General features: G+C 64.0%; 17 protein-coding genes. 12 read left to right on the forward strand and 5 right to left on the reverse strand.

Translation table 11 applies throughout. The annotated features are described in order from the left end of the window. Positions 1-142: 142 nt before the first annotated feature. On the reverse strand, positions 143-1,540 hold the full coding sequence (locus tag Q8M85_RS12715; RefSeq protein WP_305545099.1) for an ROK family protein: 1,398 nt from the start codon (positions 1,538-1,540) through the stop codon (positions 143-145). Between the two features lie 2 nt (positions 1,541-1,542). Beyond that, positions 1,543-2,442, reverse strand: a complete 900-nt coding sequence (locus Q8M85_RS12720; RefSeq protein ID WP_305545102.1) for a tagatose-bisphosphate aldolase — start codon at positions 2,440-2,442, stop codon at positions 1,543-1,545. Positions 2,443-2,633: 191 nt separating this feature from the next. Between Q8M85_RS12720 and Q8M85_RS12725 the strand changes: the two genes are divergently transcribed. The 9 genes from Q8M85_RS12725 (at position 2,634) to Q8M85_RS12765 (ending at position 10,991) form a co-directional block, all read left to right on the forward strand. Next, positions 2,634-3,533, forward strand: a complete 900-nt coding sequence (locus Q8M85_RS12725) for a sugar-binding transcriptional regulator (protein ID WP_305545105.1) — start codon at positions 2,634-2,636, stop codon at positions 3,531-3,533. A gap of 165 nt (positions 3,534-3,698) precedes the next feature. Further along, positions 3,699-4,682, forward strand: a complete 984-nt coding sequence (locus tag Q8M85_RS12730) for an ABC transporter substrate-binding protein (protein WP_305545107.1) — start codon at positions 3,699-3,701, stop codon at positions 4,680-4,682. 134 nt (positions 4,683-4,816) lie between these two features. Beyond that, positions 4,817-5,863 carry a ribose ABC transporter gene (locus tag Q8M85_RS12735; RefSeq protein WP_305545110.1) on the forward strand — a complete coding sequence of 349 codons (1,047 nt, stop codon included), beginning with the start codon at positions 4,817-4,819 and terminating at the stop codon, positions 5,861-5,863. Position 5,864: 1 nt separating this feature from the next. After that, positions 5,865-6,641: an ATP-binding cassette domain-containing protein gene (locus tag Q8M85_RS12740; protein WP_305545112.1), complete on the forward strand. Its 777-nt coding sequence runs from the start codon at positions 5,865-5,867 to the stop codon at positions 6,639-6,641. A gap of 3 nt (positions 6,642-6,644) precedes the next feature. Continuing rightward, the gene (locus tag Q8M85_RS12745) at positions 6,645-7,610 is read left to right on the forward strand and encodes a sugar kinase (RefSeq protein WP_305545114.1); all 966 of its coding nucleotides are present in this window, start codon (positions 6,645-6,647) and stop codon (positions 7,608-7,610) included. Position 7,611: 1 nt separating this feature from the next. After that, positions 7,612-8,688, forward strand: a complete 1,077-nt coding sequence (locus tag Q8M85_RS12750) for a Gfo/Idh/MocA family protein (RefSeq protein WP_305545117.1) — start codon at positions 7,612-7,614, stop codon at positions 8,686-8,688. Next, positions 8,685-9,500, forward strand: a complete 816-nt coding sequence (locus tag Q8M85_RS12755) for a sugar phosphate isomerase/epimerase (protein ID WP_305545120.1) — start codon at positions 8,685-8,687, stop codon at positions 9,498-9,500. The genes Q8M85_RS12750 and Q8M85_RS12755 overlap by 4 nt, the downstream gene beginning before the upstream one ends. Beyond that, the gene (locus Q8M85_RS12760; protein WP_305545123.1) at positions 9,497-10,297 is read left to right on the forward strand and encodes an alpha/beta fold hydrolase; all 801 of its coding nucleotides are present in this window, start codon (positions 9,497-9,499) and stop codon (positions 10,295-10,297) included. Before Q8M85_RS12755 ends, Q8M85_RS12760 begins: the two co-directional genes overlap by 4 nt. Before the next feature lies 1 nt (position 10,298). After that, entirely contained in the window at positions 10,299-10,991 is a 693-nt protein-coding gene (locus Q8M85_RS12765; RefSeq protein ID WP_305545126.1) for a ribulose-phosphate 3-epimerase, read from the forward strand. A gap of 362 nt (positions 10,992-11,353) precedes the next feature. Here Q8M85_RS12765 and Q8M85_RS12770 read toward each other — a convergent pair whose 3' ends face one another. From Q8M85_RS12770 to Q8M85_RS12780, 3 genes are all read right to left on the reverse strand, one after another. Further along, on the reverse strand, positions 11,354-12,559 hold the full coding sequence (locus Q8M85_RS12770) for a site-specific integrase (protein ID WP_305545129.1): 1,206 nt from the start codon (positions 12,557-12,559) through the stop codon (positions 11,354-11,356). An 85-nt stretch (positions 12,560-12,644) separates the two neighbouring features. Further along, positions 12,645-13,253 (reverse strand): hypothetical protein, encoded by a 609-nt coding sequence (locus tag Q8M85_RS12775; protein WP_305545132.1) that lies wholly within the window; start codon positions 13,251-13,253, stop codon positions 12,645-12,647. A 51-nt stretch (positions 13,254-13,304) separates the two neighbouring features. Beyond that, entirely contained in the window at positions 13,305-13,544 is a 240-nt protein-coding gene (locus tag Q8M85_RS12780; RefSeq protein ID WP_305545134.1) for a hypothetical protein, read from the reverse strand. 415 nt (positions 13,545-13,959) lie between these two features. Between Q8M85_RS12780 and Q8M85_RS12785 the strand changes: the two genes are divergently transcribed. The 3 genes from Q8M85_RS12785 to Q8M85_RS12795 all read left to right on the forward strand — a co-directional run bounded on the left by Q8M85_RS12785 (position 13,960) and on the right by Q8M85_RS12795 (position 15,313). Further along, positions 13,960-14,289, forward strand: coding sequence for a hypothetical protein (locus Q8M85_RS12785; protein WP_305545136.1), 330 nt, complete (start codon positions 13,960-13,962; stop codon positions 14,287-14,289). 246 nt (positions 14,290-14,535) lie between these two features. Beyond that, positions 14,536-14,850 carry a hypothetical protein gene (locus Q8M85_RS12790; protein ID WP_305545139.1) on the forward strand — a complete coding sequence of 105 codons (315 nt, stop codon included), beginning with the start codon at positions 14,536-14,538 and terminating at the stop codon, positions 14,848-14,850. A gap of 1 nt (position 14,851) precedes the next feature. Next, on the forward strand, positions 14,852-15,313 hold the full coding sequence (locus Q8M85_RS12795; protein WP_305545142.1) for a hypothetical protein: 462 nt from the start codon (positions 14,852-14,854) through the stop codon (positions 15,311-15,313). Positions 15,314-15,572: the final 259 nt, after the last annotated feature.

The following is a 15,572-nucleotide window of genomic DNA, read 5'->3' on the forward strand; positions in this document are numbered from 1 at the left end:
CGACCTTGTGGGGAAGCAACGATGGGGCAGAGTATCGACTGCGACGGGGTCCACATTTGCGTGTTGCTTCGGCAGTCCTGCACAGGACTGCTCAATTCTTGGTCGGAACAACAAGAAAGCGCCGTTCGGCCTGACCAGCGGATCAAGGCGAAGAGTTGCGCCAGACAGCCTGCAGCCAGTCGGTCAACGCGGGGATGTCGACCGATCTCGTGGTGTCGATGTCGTGGCACGGGGCAAGGCCGGTCGGTGTCGCGCGCTCGGCAAGGGCGATGAGTTCAGGCACGTATTCGGCGCCGGGGTGGCCCGCAGGCCGCGATGCCAGTCTGGCAGCATAGCGATCGCCCACGGTCTGCGGCGGCGCATGACACCAGACCTCGGCCAGATCGGTGACCCCGGCCCGGACAAGTCCCGCCTTCAGCACGTCGATGGGCTGAAACCCGAACCACGCATCCAGAATGAAAGAGCTTGCGGCAGGCGCATCCGCGACCAGATCGAAGATCGCGGCATAAGTGGCGCGGCCAAGCGTGCGGTTGAACAGCCGGTCACCAGGCGGAAGGGTGGCCAGAAACGGGTTCTTGATCGTGTCCAGCGTCAGGATCGGCCAGCCTGTCGCATCGGACAGGGCGCGGGCGACCGAGGATTTGCCCGAAGCCGGCACGCCGTTGATCATGACCACGCGCTTGGCGGGCCGGGCGGCGATGGCGGCGCTGGCGGCGCCGATCACACCGGCGTCGTCGCCGAGAGTAGCGGCAAGGACCGGCGCGCTGTACCAGACGCCGCGCGGGGGCACGGTGGCCAGGGCGGCGAAGGCTCCCGCCCCGGCTCCGCCCCCGATTACCACGCAATCGGGGTTGCAGGTGGCGATCAGGCTGTCGATTGCCGCGCGAAGGGGGGTTGCCCAGGCGGCGATCACTGCGCGGGCGACAGCGTCACTGCGCGCCAGGAGGTCCTCGGCACGGGTGGATGCCGGGAGGCCCGCCTCGGCCAGGTGGGTGGCGAAGGCGGTGCCTGAGCTGACGGTTTCCACACAACCGATGCGGCCGCAGACGCAAGGGCGCCCGTTCGGATCGACGCAGATATGGCCAAGTTGCCCGGCCGCGCCGCTGCCACGCAGGACCCGGCCGCCGTCCAGAATGGCTCCGCCGATTCCGGTGCCGATGGTCAGCATCACCACATTCTGCAGGCCCTTTGCGGCACCATGCGCGGTCTCGCCCAGAAGCGCCATTGTCGCGTCGTTCTCGATAGTGACGGGCAGGCTGGTCGCGGCTTCCACCTCGGTGGCGAAGTCGAAGCCGGAGAGGTTCACATATCCGCCCGACAGCACGCGTCGGGTGTGGGCATGGACCTGCCCCGGCACGCCGATGCCAAGAGCCGCGACCCCTGGTGTACCGACCTGGGCCACCAGATCAAGGACACGGTTCAGGACCACCTTGGGGTCGGGAGAGCTGGGTGCGGCGGCGCGGTCTTCGATCACGCCGTCGGTGATCCGGGCGGCGCGGAGGCGGGTTCCGCCGATGTCGATCCCGATGGCAGATGCCATGTCTACCCCTTGAAGTGCCGCGCGATCACCGCCTGAATCTCGCGCAAACGGGGCACGGCGACCGTCTCCAGCCGCTCTTTCGTCACTGCGCGGTCCAGCGAGATGCAGTCTTTCCACAGCGACCGCCCGGCAATCACCCCCGATGCCCCATTGGCCATCGAGGTCTCAACCTGCCCCAGGAATGTCGCATGGTCCACTCCGGCCGACAGGACCGCCCAGGGCACATCCCCGCACATAGCGGTGATGTTGGCGCAGGCCTGCGGGGTTCCAGGGTAAGGGATCTTCAGGACCTTCGATCCGGCATCAAGGCACAGCTTCGATCCGCCCTCGATCAGCTCGGGGATATTGGCGGCGTAGGCTTCGGGCGCTTCGCCAGGCAGGGCGTAGGTCAGGAACTCGACCACCAGCAGCAGGTCTTCGGCGGCGAAATCGGCGATCACGTCGCGCAGGGTGGCCATGTTGGCGGTGTTGGCCGCAGGAGTGTCCGAGCGCAGGTAGATCATGATCTTGGCGCCGGTTCCGCCCAGTTCGCGCACGCGACGGGCGGTGATGCCCTGAACCATGTTGGAGATTCGGTAGCCCTCGGGCGTCAGATCGAAGCCCGAGGCATCCAGCCCGATCAGAAGGCCGGTCGACCGATGCAGCACCCCTTGATCCACCAGTCCCGGCACGGCGCAGATCGGATCAACCAGAACACAGCCCGCATGGCGGGCGAGGTAGGCGGTTATGTCCATCTTGGTCAGTCCAAGGACATCGTTGCTGATCGCGGCCTGGGCCTCGGGGGTCTTGGCCAGCAACGTCCGCATGCCGCCGCGCTGGTCACAGGCGATGACCATCATCGCGCCATCATCGCCGCAGATCTGTTGATACCCGCGGCGTTCGGCGGTGGTCATGGCGGGCATGGCGGTCTCTCCAGAGAATTTTCGGGCACGTTGGTCGCTGTGCCCACTTGTCAGTTGCCTGACGTGGAGTATTGCGGGATAAGCGACCTGGGTGTGTGTAACACCTTGCAGAAAGGAATTGCAACCTGTCAGTTTCCAGCGCAGCTCCGATCGGTCCGGGCGGTGGCACCGTCATCGGCGAAAGCCGGGTGATGCTGCATACCGTCGCGAAGATGCACTACATCGGCGAGATGAGCCAGGTGCAGATCGCCAAGCAGCTTGGGCTGTCGACGGCCACGATCTCGCGGCTTCTGCAACGGGCGCGGGCCGAGGGGATCGTGCGGATCGAGGTGCGCGACATCTACGCGCCGGACGAGCTGGGGTTGGAACTGGCGCGCAAGCTGGGGCTGTCTCGGGTCGAGGTTGTGGACGCGCCGGTCAGCGGGGCGCTGGCGGTTCCGCTGTCGCGGATGCTGGCGGCGGCGGACTTGCGGGCAGGCCGGGTGCTGATGATCGGCTGGGGCCGGACCGTCTCGGCCGTGATCGAGGCGGGCCTGCCGCCGATGCCGGGTGTCCTTGTGGTGCCTTCGACCGGGGGGATGCAGCAGCACGCCCAGCATTTCCAAAGCAACGAGTTCGCGCGCCGCGCCGCGGAGGCGACGGGCGGTGTGCCCCATTTCATCCACGCCCCCTATCTGCCGGATCCCGAGGCCCGGACCTTCTTTCTTGCCGATTCGTCAGTGCAGGAGTCGGTCGGGCTTTGGGACCGGATCGACGCCGCGGTCGTGGGCATCGGCCAGCCTTACGGATTGGAGCGGGCGGTCAGCGGCGGGGCCGCGCCGGTCGAGCCGGCCCTGGCCAACGCCGCAGGCGATGTCGTTCGGCACTATTTCACCCGTGACGGGCAAGTGCTGGACTGGCGTGGCGAAGGCCAGATGATCGCTGTGTCGGCCCAGCAATTGCGGGCGACGCCGCTGGTGATCGGCCTCGCAGTCGGAGAGGCCAAGGTCACCTCGATCCTGGGCGCCGCCCGGTCACGGCTGATCACCGCGCTGATCACCGACACACGCACGGCCGAGGCCTTGCTCGAGTCCCTCGTCCAGGGCGCGTGACCCTTCAATCGCATCAAGAAAATAGTTGCAGCAAAAAATTGCTCTTGACGCAGAGGCAGTCGCGGCGTGTTATCGGAGTGGCTGAAAGCGCCCGCGAGGGGCGAGCCAGCGATCCGGGGCGCCCGTCTATGGGTCTGTCCTCCGGGCATTCAGGGAGGAATGAAAATGGACCGTCGTAAGTTTTTGGGCGCTGCTTCTGCATTGCCGCTGACCGCCGCCGCAGCCACAATGGCCAAGGCGCAGGACAAGAAATTCACAATCGCGCTGATTCCGGGTCTGACCACGGACGGCTTCTACATCACGATGAACCGCGGTGCGCAGGCAGCGGCCGATGCCCTGGGCGTCGAACTGGTCTTCCAGGGCGCGCCGGACTTCAACCCGGTCACCCAGGTCCCCGTGCTGGACGCCGTTATCGCCCGGGCGCCAAATGCGATCCTGATCGCGCCGACCGACAAGGTGCAGCTGGTCGAGCCTCTGAAGAAAGCCCATGATGCCGGAATTCCGGTGATCACGGTCGATACGTTCATCGGTACCGGGAACTACCAGACCGGCGCGGGCGACGGCGATTTCCCGCTGTCCTACATTGCGTCTGACAACGTTCTGGGTGGCAAGATCGCCGCACGAGCGCTGGCGGCAGCAATCGGTGGCACGGGCAAGGTTTTCGTGTCGAACGTGAAGCCCGGCATTTCCACCACCGACCAGCGGGAAGAAGGCTTCAAGACCGCAATGGCCGAAGAGTTCCCGAACATCACCGTTCTGGAAACCCAGTTCAACGACAACGACGCCAACAAGGCGGCCTCGCAGCTTCAGGGCGTCTTTGCCCGCGATGCCGATCTGAAGGGTGTGTTCGGGGCCAACCTCTTCTCGGCCCTTGGCGCGGCGACCGGCGTGCAGCAGGCGGGCCAGACCGGAACCATCAAGGTGGTGGCATTCGACGCCCCGGTCAGCATCGTTGACAACATCAAGACGGGCCTCGTGGACGTGGCGATTGCCCAGCATCCGGCGGAAATCGGCTACTTCGGCGTGGTTTCGGCCTTTGCCCACCTGACCGGCAACTCGATCCCGGTCAGCATCGGCACCGGCTTCACCATCATGGATGCGTCGAACATCGACGACCCGGAAGTCGCGAAGTACCTGTACTCCGAATAAGGGCCAGTCGGGTGGCGGAGATTGCTCTCCCCGCTGCCCGGATGTCTTTCGGTGGCGGCCCCGATCGCGGGTCGCCACCTTTCGCGCTGAATGTGGATGGCCACCGTCATCCCCCGGACGGAAAGCCGCCAACAATGACGCAGACCTCTGATCCCCATGTCGCCCCGCAGGCCGATCACGCCGACACGGCCCGCACCTTCCTGCAAAGGGTTGCCGATCTGCGGGCCTGGCTGTTCCTGGCCTTCCTGATCCTTGGGTTCGAGGTCTGGTCGCGCATCTCGTTCGGGGGGACGTTCCTCTTCAACCCGTTCAACATCCAGTCCATCGCCGTCTTCGCAGTGGCCCCCCTGCTGCTGGCCACGGGGCAGACCTTCGTCATCATCTCTGGCGGGATCGACCTGTCGATGGGTTTCATCATGGGGCTGGCGGCAGTGGTCGCGGCGCATGTGATCAACTGGGCCACACCCGGCATGGGGTTCGGGATGGCGGTTCTGTTCGGAGGGCTGGTGGCCGTGCTTGTCGCGGCGATACCGGGCATGGTCAACGGGATGCTGGTGGCCTTCCTGAAAGTGCCCCCCTTCATCGGCACGCTTGGCATGTTCGGCGTGGCGCGTGGGGTGGCCTTCCTCTTGGCGGGCGGCACAACGGTTCCGGTCAAGAACGAGGTTTTTGCCGCCCTTGGCAACGGTCGGTTCTACGGCGTTCCCTACATCGTCATCGTGACGGCCATCTTCGTGCTGATCATGCATTACCTGCTGAGCCAGACAAAATTCGGCCAGCACAACTATGCCATCGGCGCCAATGCCCAGGCCGCACGGCGGGCGGGCATCAACATCAAATGGCATCTTTTGCGGCTGTATATCCTGTCGGGGATGTGTGCGGGCCTTGCGGGCGTCCTTTATGCCGCGCGCTTCACCGCAGGGGCGGCACAGGCGGGCGAGCCGTTGCTACTCGATTCAGTTGCAGCGGTGGTCATCGGGGGCGCAAGTCTCTTCGGCGGGTCAGGCACGATCCTGGGGACCGTGGCGGGGGCCCTGGTGATTGCGGTCATTCAATATGGCCTTGTCTTCATCAATGTCGCCCCGTTCTGGCAGTTCATCTCTGTGGGCGTCGTGATCATCATCTCGGTCCTGATCGACCAGGCGCAAAGGCGGTTCTCGGGAGGACGGCAGAGTGAATGACATGAGCCCCCCGAACACTCCAATGGTGAACACTCCAATGGGCGAAACGCTGCTTGAGGTTCGCCACCTGTCGAAGAACTTCGGCCCGGTACAGGCCCTGAGCGATCTGTCGATGAAGGTTCATGCGGGTGAGGTCGTGGCCCTGGCCGGTGACAACGGTGCGGGCAAGACGACGCTGATCAAGGCGATTTCGGGGGTCTATGCGCCTTCGTCCGGGGAGATCCTCTTGAAGGGCAAGTCGGTCAGCTTTGCCTCGCCGCAAGAGGCGCGGGACCAGGGGATCGAGACGATCTACCAGGACCTTGCCCTTGCCGACAACCTGACCATCGGCGCGAACATCTTCCTTGGGCGTGAGCCGATGCGCCGGGCCTTCGGGTTCCTGCCGGTGCTGGACCGCGCCAAGATGGCCGAAGCGGCGAAGTCCACCATGGCTTTGCTGGATTTCCACGTCAGCCGTCTGGATGCGCCCGTGTCAAACTTCTCGGGTGGGCAGCGGCAGGCGGTGGCGATCGGCCGCGCGGTCTACTGGAACGCGCAGATCCTGATCATGGACGAACCGACTGCGGCCCTGGGCGTGCCCGAACAGCGCAAGGTGATCCAGCTGATCCACCAGCTGAAGGCACAGGGGCGCGGGGTGATCTTCATCAGCCACAACCTGCAGGACATCTTTGCCGTCGCTGACCGGATCGTGGTCCTGCGGCGGGGTGTGCAGGCCGGTGAGCGGCGGATTTCGGACACCACGCATGACGAGGTCGTCAAGCTGATGGTCGGCGGCTAGGCCATGTCCGGCATCTGCATCGGCTCGGTCGGCGAACTGCTGGTCGAATTCGTCTGCACCGAGAAGGATCACCGGCATCTGCGCGCGGCCCCCTATGTCGGGCCATTTCCAAGCGGGGCGCCGGGCATCTTCATCGATCAGGCGGCGCGGATTGCGGGCGCGATTGGCGGGCGGGCGGTCTTTGCCGGGGCGGTGGGGGACGATGCCTTCGGCGAGGTCATCCTGCAGCGGCTGAGGGACGACGGGGTGGAGCCGGGGCTGATCGGGGTCATCCCCGGCGTCCCGACCGGGACCGCGCATGTCAGCTACAACAGCGACGGCAGCCGGGATTTCGTCTTCAACATGGCGCACTCTGCCGCGGCTCATCTGCCCCCGGGCGACAGGATCGAGGCGGGCTTTCTGGCGGCGGGGATCACGGTCCTGCATATCTCGGGTTCCATGCTGGGCGGAGCGGCGATGCGGGCGGCGGCGGTGGATATCTGCCAGCGCCTGCATGCGCGGGGCGTGGCGATCTCCATCGACCCCAACATCCGAACCGAGTTGATGACCGACCGGGGCTATCTGGACGCAGTGAACCGGATCATGGAGGTGGCGGCCTTTGTCCTGCCCTCGGACGCCGATGCCGAACTTCTGTTTCCCGGTCAGGATTTCAACGACTGGTCCGCCTGGCTATTGTCCAATGGCGCGCGGGCTGTCGTCCTGAAGCGCGGCGATCAGGGCTGCATCGGGCGCGATGCAGAGGGGACGGTGGACCTCGCCGCGCACCCTGTTGCCGTGGTCGATCCGACCGGCGCGGGCGACTGCTTCTGCGCGACCTTCGTCACTCTTGCTGCCGCTGGTCGACCTTTGGCCGAGGCGCTGGCCCAGGCCAATGCGGCGGGGGCGCTGGCTGTCGGCAGGCTTGGTCCGATGGAAGGGAACTCTACTCTGGCAGAGATTGCCGCCGTTCTGAAACCTGAAGGAGTCTGAGATGCCCGCCAAAGACCCCCGTTTGCTGCGCGTCGGAGTCCTCGGCTGCGGTCCCATCGCCCAGGCCGCGCATTTTGAGGCCTGCACCAAGGCCCGCAACGCCGAGCTTTACGCAATCTGCGATGTGGCCGATGACCTGCGCGACCGGATGGCCGCGACCCATGCGCCCACCCGCAGCTACGCCGACTATGACGCGATGCTCGCCGACCCCGAGCTTGAGGCCGTGGTGATCGCCACCTCGGACGCGTTCCACGTTCCCGCCGCCTTGCGCGCGTTGCAGGCGGGCAAGCATGTGCTGTGCGAAAAGCCTCTGGCCACCGGCATCGAAGAGGCGGAATCGCTGCGCGCGGTGGTGAAGGCCAGCGGCAAAGTGCTGCAGGTCGGGCACATGAAGCGTTTCGACGCGGGGTTGCAGGCCGCGAAGACCTTCATCGACGGGCCGATGGGGCAGATGGTGGCGCTGAAGGCCTGGTATTGCGACAACACGCACCGCTACGCGATGACCGATGCCGTGCAGCCGCTGATGGTGACGTCAAAGAACGCCAGGAAGCCGTCCGAGAACCCCAAGGCCGATCTCGACCGCTACTACATGCTGGCGCATGGCAGCCACCTGGTCGACACCGCGCGATTCTTTGCCGGAGAGATCGTGGCGGTCGATGCGCGGCTTCTGAACCGTGCAGGCATCCGCTGTTGGTTCGTGGATGTCGAATTCGCCAATGGGACGCTGGGGCACCTCGATCTGACGGTCGCGGTGCGCATGGATTGGCACGAAGGTTTCCAGGTTTACGGCGAGCAGGGGTCCATCCTGGGGAAAACCTACAACCCCTGGTATTACAAGTCCTCCGAGGTCGACATCTTCCATGAAGCCGACGCCAGCACCCACCGCGTGCTGGGCGCGGACGGGCATTTCTATCGGCGTCAGTTGGAGGGCTTTGCCGACACCATCCTGACCGGCGCGCCGCAGTATGGCGCGGATCTGGAGGACGGCATCGCCTCGGTCCGGGCGATGGTGGCGATTGCGCAGTCGGCCCGCAGCGGGACGCCGGTCAAGCTTGCCGACGTGTCGGGCGCGCTATGAGGCTGGGGATCTTCGCCAAGACCTTTGCCGGGACCGACCCGCTGGCGGTGCTACAGGCCGCGAAGGACGCGGGGTATGCCGCCGTGCAATACAACATGGCCTGTTCGGGCCTGCCCGCCATGCCCGATGTCCTGACCGAAGCGCAGGCTGCTGACGTGGCCCAGGCAAGTGCCGCGACCGGGGTGACGATTGCCGCCGTGTCCGGCACCTACAACATGATCCATCCCGACCCCTCTGTCCGCGCCACGGGCCTGCGCCGGTTGGGGGTGCTGATCGACCATGCCGCAGCGATGCGGACCGGGATGGTCACACTTTGCACCGGGACCCGGGACCCGGAGGACCAGTGGCGGCATCACCCCGACAACGCCCTGCCCGAGGCATGGCGCGATCTGCTGGACGAGATGACCAAGGCCTGCGCCCTGGCCGAACGCGCCGGGGTGAAGCTGGGGATCGAGCCGGAGCTGGCCAATGTGATCGACGGCGCAGCCAAGGCGCGCCGCCTGATCGACAGCCTGCAAAGTCCCGCCCTGGCCATAGTGCTGGACCCGGCGAACCTGTTCGAGGTGGCGCCTCTGGCCGTGCAGCGCGACATACTTTCCAGTGCCGTCGACCTTCTGGCCGACCGCATCGCGATGGCCCATGCCAAGGACCGTGACCCGTCCGGGGGTTTTGTGGCGGCGGGGACGGGCGTCGTCGACTTTCCGCATTTCCTGAACCGACTGCGGGCCGCGGGCTTCGACGGTGATCTTGTCACCCATGGCCTGACCGCGACCGAGGCCCCCGGCGTGGCCGCCTTCCTGGCCCGGTCATGACCCAAAGCGGATGGCTGAACCGCAACGGCCTGCGCCTCGCGCTCCACGGCGCAGGCAGCACTGGCCCGGCGCTGGTGTTCCAGCACGGGCTTTGCGGCGATGCGCGGCAGGTGGCCGAGGCGATGGCGGGCCTCGCTCCGCAGCGCTGGGTTTGCCTTGAATGTCCGAGCCACGGGGCTTCGGACATGGACCCCACACCCTCCCTTGCAAGCTTCGCCGATCATGTGGCTGCGCTTGCCGAAACGTTCGACGGCCCGGTTGTCTTGGGTGGCATTTCGATGGGCGCAGCCATTGCCACCCGCCTTGCCGTGACGCGCCCGGACCTTGTCCGCGCGCTTGTGCTGGTCCGCCCGGCCTGGGTGGCCGAGGCCGCGCCGGCCACTATGGCCCCCAACGCCGAAGTCGGCGCGCTTCTGGCGCGCCTGACGGCCGGTCAGGCGCGCGGCATCTTCGCCGCCAGCCCCACGGCACGCCATCTGGCGGTCGTCGCGCCGGACAACCTTGCCTCGCTGATGGGGTTCTTCGACCGCACGCCGCAGGAGGCGACCGCCCGGCTGCTGACGGCAATCTCGGCGGATGGTCCGGGCATTTCTTCCGATGACCTGGCAGTTCTGACCCTGCCGGTGCTGGTTTGCGCAACGTCCGAGGACGCCGTCCACCCTGCCGCCCATGCCGAAGCACTGGCCGGGATCATCCCCAAAGCCCGGCTGGTGCACCTGCCACCCAAGGGCCGCGACAAGCCCGCCCATCTGGCCGCCCTCGCCGCCGCCATGCGCCAATTCCTCAAGGAGATCTGACATGCCCCGCCCCACCGCCAACTGGATGGACACCTTGCCTCGTACCCGTCTGCTGGCCGAGTTTTCGATGTGGTCCGCCGACTTGATCCGCCTGGCCGACGACCTGGTGCGCATCACGCCGCACGCCGATATCCTGCATGTCGACGTGGCAGATGGTTACTTCGCCCCGGCCTTGCTTTTCTTCCCCGACCTTGTCGCCCGGATGCGGGAGCAGACCGCTCTGCCGATCCATGTGCATCTGATGGTCTCGGACCCGGTTCTGTTGGCGCAGATCGACCAGTTCGCCGAGGCCGGTGCCGACCTGATCAGCCTGCATGTCGAGAACGCCAATGCCGTCGAAGGGCTGGACCGGATTGCGGCGCATGGGGTAAGGGCGGGCATGGTCCTGCGGGTGGAAACCCCGGTGGCCAAGGCCGCCCCGTGGCTGGGTCGGCTGGACATGCTGACACTGCTCGGCACGGCGATCGGAGTGAAGGGTCAGGGCCTGAACCCCGCCGCCACAGACCGCCTGCAAGAGGCAGGGCGCCTGATTGCCGCGACCGGACGTCGGATCGTCCTTGCCGCCGACGGCGGCATCCGCGACACGACTGTTCCCCTCTTGCGTGCGGCGGGTGCGGAAACGGTGGTGCTGGGATCACTGGCCTTCGGTGCCCCCGATCTGGCCGAACGGATGGGCTGGCTGCATGACCTGTAGTCGGACAGCTGCTGAACCGGCCATGTCCAGCAGCCCGACTTGAGAAACGCACATCCCTGATCACTTCGCGGGAGCCGGCAGGTGCCGCAACCCCGAGCAACTGACTTCGCCTTGCGGAAGGAGCGATCCGAATGACTGTCGCGTCCAGCGGAGCGAACTCACGGACGTCGCATCCACGACCCCGCGACGATCATAAGTAGAAGATTTAAGTGGTGCCCAGAGCCGGAATCGAACCAGCGACACGCGGATTTTCAATCCGGGTACACGCAATGATAAATTTGGTATCTTCATGAATTGGTTAAGGTCCGCGTCAGCGGACCTTTTGCCATGGTTTTGCCATGTCCACCGTCTTTGCCATGCCGTCAGGATGGCAGAGTCATCCGCGCCATTATGGCCTGATCCCCGGCGGCATCTTCGAAGAGGTGGCCGTACTCTTTCAGCGTGAACGCGGGGTCATGGTGGCCCATCCACACCTGTAGTTGCTTGAGGTTGGCACCCCCTTTGATCAGACGGGCCGCAAAGGAATGGCGGAACGCATGGAAGCCTAGCGCGGGGACGGGGACGCCCTTGCCCGCCTCCGCCCGCTTGTTGGCGCGCTCCACGAGAGGCGTAAGCATTCTGTTGTACAGGTTGTGGTAGCTGCGTGGTGTACCCTTAGCGCTTCCGAAAAGCAGGTCACGGTTGTGGAGCTTCAACGCGGCCTCTAACGGTAAAATCAGGTCATCGTGCAGAGGTATCGAGCGAATACCTTCCGCGCTCTTGGTGACCCCAATCTCGCCCTTCTCTGCCGCACGCTGGCGAATGTGTATCTTGTCATTGGCCTTGTCGAATGCCGACCGAGGAAACCCCCGCGCTTCGGAAATCCGGACACCCGTATGAGCAAGGAAATAGGCCAGAGGCCGGTATAACTGCCACGCCCTCGCAACGCCTCTGTTTCGGTCTTCTGCAAGGCTGTCCGCCGCTGCCAGAAGTGCCGCCAACTGCGCCGGGGTGAATGCTGCCTGATCCTTGTTTAGCTTGTTCTGCGCTTTCTCAAGCCGCGTTGTCTTGATGGTCACATCCGCTCCCGGCACTACGTCAATGACTCCGCGCCCGACTCCGTAAGCCAGAACCGCTTTGGTCAGTCGCAGAACCTCGCGGATTGACCGTGCTGACACGATCACCCTCGCGCATCTGGTGCGAAGCTCTTCCATGTCGCCCTTGGTGATCGAAGCAACCGTCCCACCCTTCAAACGGAAGTAGGGCAACGCGTGGTTTTCAAGGTATCGACGATAGGTCCGAAGAGTCTGGCCTTCTAGTGGGTCGCCGCCGTCCTTTCCCTCTTCCAACTCGCGAAGGTAGTCATTCATCAGGTCTTCGAAGACCACCTTCTTGCGCTGTGTTTCCTGCAGGTCCGACAGGTCGCGCCCCTCGAATTTCGACTGCATCTCGGCTGCATAGGCCTTAGCCTCGCGCTTCATATCGAAGGCTTTCTCACGTTCCTTTCCATCTTGCTTCCACTTCGCGAGGTAGCGCTTGCGCTCTTTCCCGCCTTTGCCAGATACCATCTTTTCGGTGACGTACGCCATTTTATGCCATGCCTGATTCCGTGTGTCGGTATCGTGCCCCGCTGACGCGGACAACGTCAAGACGCAAAGTCAGCTTGAAGCGCAGCTAGTACTTCTCATGGTTTACCGCAGCCGCGAGGTTGTCCAATTCCGCTGCAATCGACCACGCCTCTCTAAGACCGCGCATGATCTTCGATATATCCCCCAGAGCGTCGGGCTTCTCAGACTCCGTCCAGATCACATAGATACCGTGCAGCAGGTACTCGAAAGCTTGCTCAAGAAGGTTGAGGGTATTCTGAGACGCGTAGAAGTCCCGGAACTCGCGCTTGCGCTTTGCGCCTTGAGTGGGCACGTTGCGGGCAAACGTAGTGAACTCCCCGTCCATGTACATTGTCGACCCGTGCATGAGGCTGTTTCGACAAGAAAAGCATAGGTCAGCCGACTTGCACCATTGGGCAACCAAGGGCGTTAGGCCCACCTTAAGCTTGCCTTCCTCGAAATCCGCCAGAAGTCGGATAAGCTCCGATATCGGCTTTGCGTCTGTGCGCGGCCTTGTGCCTTGAACCGGAATGGCGTCAATCGACCAGACCGCCTGTTCTGCGTAGAACTCACAATGAGACGCCAGAACGGCAATCGCGCCTATAGACGCCAGCCTATCGACCGTAAGGCCTCTGTTTGTCAGAAACTTGTGCTTTGCTCGCGCCGGAATTTCCATACTGCTTCCTGCCAGTGACGCCCTTGCCTCGCGCCCCGTCAGGGGCCTTTGCTATTCCTGTTCCCGCGCAACAGCCCGCGAGATTTCGCATAGAATGCCGAGCACGATCCCGACCAAGATCGAATAGACTCCCGTGTCGATAAATCGACCGATGGGCATCCCACGAAGATAGACCTGTCGGGCGGCTTCCGGGTCAGGGTCCGTCCGCAACAGCAGCCCCATGATGACTGTAAGGATGCCTAGTCCGAATGCCAGCCGGGCTACTATCTCGCCAATCCTTGTAAAGCTCATTCCCACCTCCAAACCCGTGTAACGCATTGATAGCGAGGGGTGGAAGGTTCGGGAAGGCGTAGTCCGCGTTAGCGGAGCCTGCACAACTGCCCGATTCTGTGGTGTGTCTTTTTTGACACAGTCAATAGGAAAACATGCACTTTTGAACCGTTGTTGCTCGGGTGATTCGGAGAAGTCGCAGCCGCATGGTATAAGACAGCAAGAGAAATCGTAGCAATGAAATAAAACGTGAAACATGCTCACCCTTAGTCAGCCCGACCTGTGCAAAGCCTTCAAAATTAGCGCCCGATCCGCGTCCCTATGGTGCAAGGGCCTGCCGTCTGTCCGGGAAGGCCATAGCAAGCGGTACAACCTAGCTGACCTCCTACCGGCTTTGGGCGGGAAGTACGCCGCCTCTGCCCCTGACCTAGTCAGATTGTGCCGCAATGAAAATAATCCGGTTGTGGCGGACGTTGGCGACTTCGAACGTGCCCGCGCTTTGGACGGTTGGCTTAACCTTCACATGCCGGAAGCTGGCGCTCGCCTGTTTAACGTGAGGCAGGCCTTTTTCGGCGGGCTTGCCCTTGGCTTCCGGTCATCCGCGCTGATGGGCGAGACCGAGTTTTTGCGGCTCATTCTGCCCCGCCATGGTGCCATTCTCGCGTACCTGATCACCGGTGACGCCGCGACATTGCCGCGCGACTGGGTCAACTGGGGGCGCGAGTTTGCGGTTGTACATGCTGGCCTTGAGAGGGTCGCAGCGTGAATCGACTCGAGCTTTTGCGCAGACATGCGCTTTCCCACACACGGACCGCTCGCGCGCTGCACAGGCGTTTCCCGACCGACTGCGCGCTCCTAGCCGCACTCGATAGCGAGGCCACGCTTGCCGGGGCGCTCATGGCGGCTGGACGGCTGACCCGCGAAGAACTTGACCACCTCCTTGGCCCCGTGACCGAGGGCGAATTTTCACCTGCCAGCGTCCAAGACGCGGCAACAATCAGGATGCAAGCATATGTCTGAACTAACCGACCTGAGGGCGAGGATTCTCGCCAGCCCCGGATCGTTCCACCTCCTAGAATCTGACGCCCATCTACCGTTTCCGGACGGGTCGATTGCCGCCGGTCAGGCCCGCCTGCGCAAGATGTGGGAGAGCGTGGAAGACCTCACCCATGCGCTACGCGGCGAAGGCCTGACCCTAGAGGAAGCCGATGAGATGGCCCGACAGGACCGCATTAACTTCGATCTACTGATCGCCGAAAACGACCGGCGCGAGGACCGCGACCGGCGCGCCCGCAACCGCGACAATGACCTAGAGGAGGCCGCTTGATATGGCTGAAATTGAGTATACGGCCCGCGAGCGCGCTCGCCTTGACCTGATCAGCGATAAGCTGATTGCCGACGCCCGCGCCGCAGGTCTGACGTTGACCCGCGAACAGGTTGAATACCTCCCTTCGGTCCGGCTCTTCGTTCTCAGTGATCACGATGCGGGCGGCGCTCTGGACGAAGCCAAGCGACTGCCTGAGGTGCAGGCCCAGTTGCGCACCCATGCCTTGCGCAATGCGCTCAACGACTCGTCGTCAGACCTCCACACCAAGGAAATCGCCGCCATGTCCCCGGCCCGCCGCATGTCGCTTGGCAGGGAGCTTGAAGCCCAGCGTCAGGCCGTAGAGGCCGCGACCCCTAAGCCCCAGATGACAGCCGAGGAAGAGGCGGCAGCGTTGAAAATGTTGCGGGGAATCTCGCATCCTGCGACCCGGCTTGCCGCTGCCCGCGAGATCGGACTCGCATGATAGACTCGCCCAAATCCCCACTGACCGTTTCCGAGATTGTTGCCATTTGTCGCCGTCTGTCAGGATGTTGGCTCGACTCGTTCAAGTACAACTTCACCCGCAACAAGTGGGCATTTTTGGCCCCCGATGGCATTACCTACCCGATCAGCCAGAACGACCTACCAGCGGTTGCAGCGGAGCTAGGCGGGTGGCCGAAAAATCGCGGGGTCGCAGCATGACTCCCCGTGTCCGAGAGGTTCTGGACTACCTCGAAACACAC

The organism is Tabrizicola sp., from assembly GCF_030694085.1.
Classification (GTDB): Bacteria; Pseudomonadota; Alphaproteobacteria; order Rhodobacterales; family Rhodobacteraceae; genus Tabrizicola.